Origin of the sequence: Streptomyces sp. NPDC002889, assembly GCF_042888425.1 — a bacterium.
In the GTDB taxonomy this organism is placed as follows: Bacteria; Actinomycetota; Actinomycetes; order Streptomycetales; family Streptomycetaceae; genus Streptomyces.
Map to the genome: position 1 here is coordinate 256,389 of NZ_JBIAPT010000012.1, position 5,371 is coordinate 261,759.

Annotated in this window: 3 protein-coding genes, 1 tRNA gene and 1 pseudogene; 2 read left to right on the forward strand and 3 right to left on the reverse strand. The window is 67.5% G+C overall.

The annotated features are described in order from the left end of the window. On the forward strand, window positions 1-739 hold a 739-nt coding region (locus ACFYWI_RS20480), incomplete at its 5' end, for a tetratricopeptide repeat protein (RefSeq protein ID WP_389234095.1). Between the two features lie 1,395 nt (window positions 740-2,134). Here the strand turns inward: ACFYWI_RS20480 and ACFYWI_RS20485 are convergent. Then, window positions 2,135-2,710: a hypothetical protein gene (locus tag ACFYWI_RS20485; protein ID WP_389234098.1), complete on the reverse strand. Its 576-nt coding sequence runs from the start codon at window positions 2,708-2,710 to the stop codon at window positions 2,135-2,137. A gap of 212 nt (window positions 2,711-2,922) precedes the next feature. Here ACFYWI_RS20485 and ACFYWI_RS20490 point away from each other — a divergent pair. Further along, window positions 2,923-2,998 (forward strand) — tRNA-Arg (locus ACFYWI_RS20490). 1,265 nt (window positions 2,999-4,263) lie between these two features. Here the strand turns inward: ACFYWI_RS20490 and ACFYWI_RS20495 are convergent. Together ACFYWI_RS20495 and ACFYWI_RS20500 are read right to left on the reverse strand one after the other, a co-directional pair. After that, a pseudogene (locus tag ACFYWI_RS20495) lies at window positions 4,264-4,509 on the reverse strand (integrase core domain-containing protein); the annotation flags it as partial. Window positions 4,510-4,613: 104 nt separating this feature from the next. Next, window positions 4,614-5,371 (reverse strand): tetratricopeptide repeat protein (locus ACFYWI_RS20500; RefSeq protein ID WP_389234101.1); only part of this gene is annotated, 758 nt, incomplete at its 5' end.

A 5,371-nucleotide genomic window follows, 5' to 3' on the forward strand; every position in this document is an offset into this window, starting at 1 on the left:
TGCCGAAGCGCGCCGCAGGGTCGAGGACACGTTGGAGCGGCGTCGGCGGGTGCTGGGTGAGGACCACCCCGAAACCCTCCACTCCGCCCACAATCTCGCGGTCACCCTGGGCAACTTCGGCCTCCGTGCCGAAGCCCGCCGCCTAGACGAGGACACGTTGGAGCGGCGTCGGCGGGTGCTGGGTGAGGACCACCCCGAAACCCTCCAAACCGCCCACAGTCTCGCGGTCACCCTGGGCAACCTCGGCCTCCATGCCGAAGCCCGCCGCCTAGACGAGGACGCGTTGGAGCGGCGTCGGCGGGTGCTGGGTGAGGACCACCCCGAAACCCTCCACTCCGCCCACAGTCTCGCGGTCACCCTGGACGACCTCGGCCTCCGTGCCGAAGCCCGCCGCCTAGACGAGGACACATTGGAGCGGCGCCGGCGGGTGCTGGGTGAGGACCACCCCGACACCCTCCATACCGCCCACAGTCTCGCGGTCACCCTGGGCAACCTCGGCCTCCGTGCCGAAGCCCGCCGCCTAGACGAGGACACGTTGGAGCGGCGTCGGCGGGTGCTGGGTGAGGACCACCCCGACACCCTCCATACCGCCCACAATCTCGCGGTCACCCTGCACGACCTCGGCCTCCATGCTGAAGCCCGCCCCATGCACGAGAACACCCTGGAGCGGCGCCGGCGGGTGCTGGGTGAGGACCACCCCGACACCCTCCAAACCGCCCAAGCGCTCGCGTCGTGCTGAGGCTCGCCCCTGGCGTCTGACAAGTGGAGAATGCGGCTGGCGAGATAGGCAAACCACCTAGACGGAAGCAGCGGAACAGCTCGCGACTGTCTGGGCCGTTTCTGGGCGGTCAGCGAGCAGCTAAACGAGCGCGCCGCCTTTCACTGTCACCTTGCTCGGAATCCTGCGGTACAGCAGTGAAGTACAGCAACCACAGCAACCGCCGCCGACCCACACCAACGCTCAGCGGCCGACTAACCAGCCCAGCAGGCCTCGCTGACCGCCTCGCCGATAGTTCGGGACGAAGAGGTCGTGGTCGCAATCGCCCCGCAGCCGTCCACAGGCGGAGGCCTGCAGCGGACCGGGCAGGGTCGCCTTGAGCATCCGGTGCTGGTCGAGGACCTGCAAGACGGTGCCGTCCAGGCGCAGGGTGACCCGCTGCTCAGCGAACGGCCAGCCGATCCCGACGCGCCGGACTTACGAGGGCCGTGATCACTCGCGCCAAAGCAGCTCCAGGCCAAAGTCGTTCCGCCGACAAGAAGCCCCCGCTCTCATGCGGCACGAGAGGGGAGGCGCCCTTGCTGAATCGCCAGCAGGTGCAGTCGGGAACCTACGCGTCAATTCGCGTCGACTACCGATCAAGGTGGCCAACCAGCGACTATCCGATGGTGGACGTCATGAGCATCATCGCGACTGCTTCTTCCACCGTGGTTGGTGTAACCGGGATACTGGTGGGCTATCGAGGTATGCGGCTGGCGCGAGAGTCTGCTGAGACTGTTGCGAGACTCAACGCCGCTAGCCAGGAACGCTTGGCCAGGGAAGCGCTTCGGCAGCGACGGACCGAAGAAGCTGCCGACCGGCTCTTGAGCGCGCTAGAAGGTGGAGAAACGCCAGCCACGGCACCGGACAGGGAGTGGCCAAGCCGCTTGCGGTGGAGCGCTTGTTACAGCGATCGCACTGCTCGCCTGGTCGACCGGTGGTACAGCGAGCGAGATCCTGTGTTGATCAGCTGTTTGGCGGAACGGCTACGCGAGCAGATTCAGAGGGAGTTCGCGGGGGAGGAAGCGGCTGCCTCTCAGCCGCAAGTGACGCCCTCGACAGATCCAGACCCCAGCCCGCCGGTCTTCTAAGCAGCTGAAGGCTGGACACGCGTCGTGCCAGATCGAGCGGCCAACCACGGTCAGCCAGAGCTCACAGCGGTGCAGACGGCCGCCGATGGACTGAGGACTGCCGCATGTATGTCGACCAGCAAGGATGTATCGGCGGCAGGTGCCAGGCTTACAAAGCAGATGTCGGTGGTTCGAAACCGTCCGCGCCCGCAGCAAGTAGATCCCCACGCCGGCGCAGGAGAGACGAGAGGATGCCCAGGCAGTCCTCACCGGCTCAGGCAGGCGTGGCGGGTAAGTGCCCGTCTAGTCAACGGTTCACTGGAGTCCGGTCACCCGACGGTACGTCGACGCCTATGTCGGCACGCATCGCTCTGCGCATTTCACTCCAGCGTTCCCAGAAACCTCGTAGTTCGCTGTCTATGTCGTCCAACGATCCATCGGTCAGTGGGGCACCTCTCTCTAAGCGTTTGATCTTCACGTAGGCCTCACCGAGTGCGGCAGCCAGGTCGTCCAGGTGGGTCAGCACTGCTGGGGAGGCAACCATCTGGGCTTCGGCGAACGCCGCGTTATGTGCATCGCGGGCAGCGGCCAACTCCGCTCGTGCCTCAGCGTCGACGGTCCCGCGATGCAGGTGCCACAGGTAGTCCATGAGCTGGATTCGGTAGCGCCGATAAGCCGCATTCGTTGTGACGTAGCAGTTCCTACGCTCTGCGAGCTCTGCCTGCTCCTGCTCGCGTAGCCAGTCGGCGCGGGCGGCCTGCTGTTGACGTTCGAACTGTTCGCCTTGGATCCGGCCCAGAAGGCGCTGCGAGAAGATCGGAGCAAGGAGCGTGCCCGCCACACCGACTATCGCAGCGACGACCGCAATCATCCCGTTACCCATGAAAGCAATTCTGGGTCACGCTGCCCTGCCGCCGCGGGCGATCCGAGCAGCGGCTGAACCCTACGCGGTTCCACGACTTGTGGATCCCTCATGCGCCAGCTGGCCGTTCGGCTCCACACCAGCGCATCGAGGCGCCCAGGGGCCTGGCCCGGTGCCTAGTCGAATGCGTGTCGAAGTTCCGAGAATGTGTGCGTGTCCGGTACGAGAAGTGCAGGTCAGTCAGGGCGAGCACCTCTGCCAGCCATGCGCCTTCTAAGCGCTTGGCCGCAGGTTCGAGTCCTGCCGGGGGCGCACAGCGCACACGAAGATCGGCCCTCCTCCCGGGAGGGCCTTTTTGCTGGTCAGGGGCACTCTAGCGGGGCGGGCGTAGAAGACGCGTAAGCGCCGGACCACCCCGTGTGATCACGATGGCGGTCCGGCACTGTCCGGCTGTCACCGCGTTTCTGCGGGTGGCTGCGGAGAATACGCGGTGAAGTTTTCCGGGCCAGGTCAACCTTCCCCTGCCAGGCGGAGGAGGGCGCCGTCGCCCTCGATGCGCGACTCATAGCCCCCAAGCTGATCGGAGATGCGTCCGGCCACATGGCGAACAGCACCGGCACATCGCTTGCCGGCCCACACCGCGACCTGGGCAGGCGGCATCCCCGAACACATGGCGTAACAGCGCCCCGGACCGACCGGACAAGGATGGTGCCGCAGTCATCCCGCGGCAGGCGACAACCCTTCATGATCATCCAGACGGTCCCGACCGAGGTCCGGGCAGCGAACGAGCGTCTCTGCGCCGGAATCTTCACGAGCCGACTCGCGCCCGGCGCTGCTCGAGCTGTGTCTAGTCCCAGTCGATGCCCGACGTTTTGGTCCCAGGTGATGCTTGACGGTGGGCCTAGACAACATCGGAGACTTTCACGGGATTTGTTCGCTTTCACGTTGCGGACCGGGAAGTCGGTGGTGCGCTGGATGACGCGGTCCTGGCCGTCCAGCTCCACCGTCAGGGTGGTCCCCGCGACATGCACGGTCACGGTGCGACCGGCATAGCTCCGGCCGAGTGATACGACCTGTCGGCAGACCATGATCGTGCCCTGGGAGCTGATCCGTCGCTGCACCCGCACCGGCTCCACGCCCAGACGCGGCGGCGGCCCGGCCGACCGCAGTCCCCGCAGGCGACGGACTTCCCCGCTGCTGAGCGGGTTGGGCCGCACTCTCAGCAGCTCCTGGGAGGACGGATCGAAGAACGAGAGCGTGGAGTCGTCGATCCGGATGCCCACCGGGCGGCCACCCAGGATCTCCGCAGCCAGCACCTGGTGCCCGCCCAGCCCCACCAGCCCGCTGTTGTTCACCACCCGGTCCACCTGGAACGCTGCCGCATCACCGGCCGGCAGCGGAGACGGCAGCTCCACTGGCACCCCACCAGCCGGCACCGCTGCCGGGACCACCTCAGGCGGACTGGCAGGAGCAGGCGGCAGCGGCACGGGAGCCGTCCGCTGCTGCGGCACCAGCGAGATCACTCCAGGCACCCTCACACCCAGCACGTCCCGCTCCTGCTCGGGAACCGGCGTGAACCGCTCCGCCGGAGACTGCATGTCCAACGCCTGATGCGGCCGCGGGGAGGTGTACTCCTCCACCCACTCATCCAGCGCCGCCTGAGCTGCCTCGATGCTCTCGAACGCACCACAATCGTCGAGGAGTTCACGCCGCAGCGTCTGATGAAACCGCTCGACCTTACCCGTCGTGGTCGGTGACGCGGGCTGGGTCAGCCGGTGCGCGATCCCGTTCTCCCGGCAGATCCGGTCGAACAGCACCTCACCCCCTCCCCGAGCCGGTCGGTGAACTGCTTGCCGTTGAGGTGTGGACTCGCCCGTAGCTGTCGGGCGGCATCTACGCCGCGCTGTGGCGAGCAGGCTGTGAGTCAGACATTGCCGCGCAGTCCGTTCAGGATGCTGGCGGTGTTCAGGGTGTTGGGGTGGTCCTCGCCCAGCACCCGCCGCCGCCGTTCCAGCGTGTCCTCACCGAGTACCCGGGCAGCCTCCACCTCCCCCAACGCCGCCAGCCAGATGGCCAGGTTGGAGGCGGTGCCCAGGGTGTCGGGGTGGTCCTCCCCCAGCACCCGCCGCCGCCGCTCCAGACTGCCCTCACCGAGTACCCGGGCAGCCTCCACCTCCCCCAACGCCGCCAGCCAGATGGCCAGGTTGGAGGCGGTGATCAGGGTGTCGGGGTGGTCCTCCCCCAGCACCCGCCGCTGCCGCTCCAGCGTGTCCTCACCGAGTACCCGGGCAGCCTCCACCTCCCCCAACGCCGCCAGCCGGATGGCCAGGCCGGTGGCGGTGATCAGGGTGTTGGGGTGGTCCTCGCCCCTTACCCTCCGCTGCCGCTCCAGCGTGTCCTCACCGAGTACCCGGGCAGCCTCCACCTCCCCCAACGCCGCCAGGTTGATGGCCAGGTTGGAGGCGGTGCGCAGGGTGTCGGGGTGGTCCTCGCCCCGTACCCGCCGCTGCCGCTCCAGCGTGTCCTCCGCCAGGGCCCGGGCAGCCTCCACCTCCCCCAACGCGGCCAGCTGGTTGGTCAGGTTGGAGGCGGTGATCAGGGTGTTGGGGTGGTCCTCGCCCCTTACCCTCCGCTGCCGCTCCAGCGTGTCCTCACCGAGTACCCGGGCAGCCTCCACCTCCC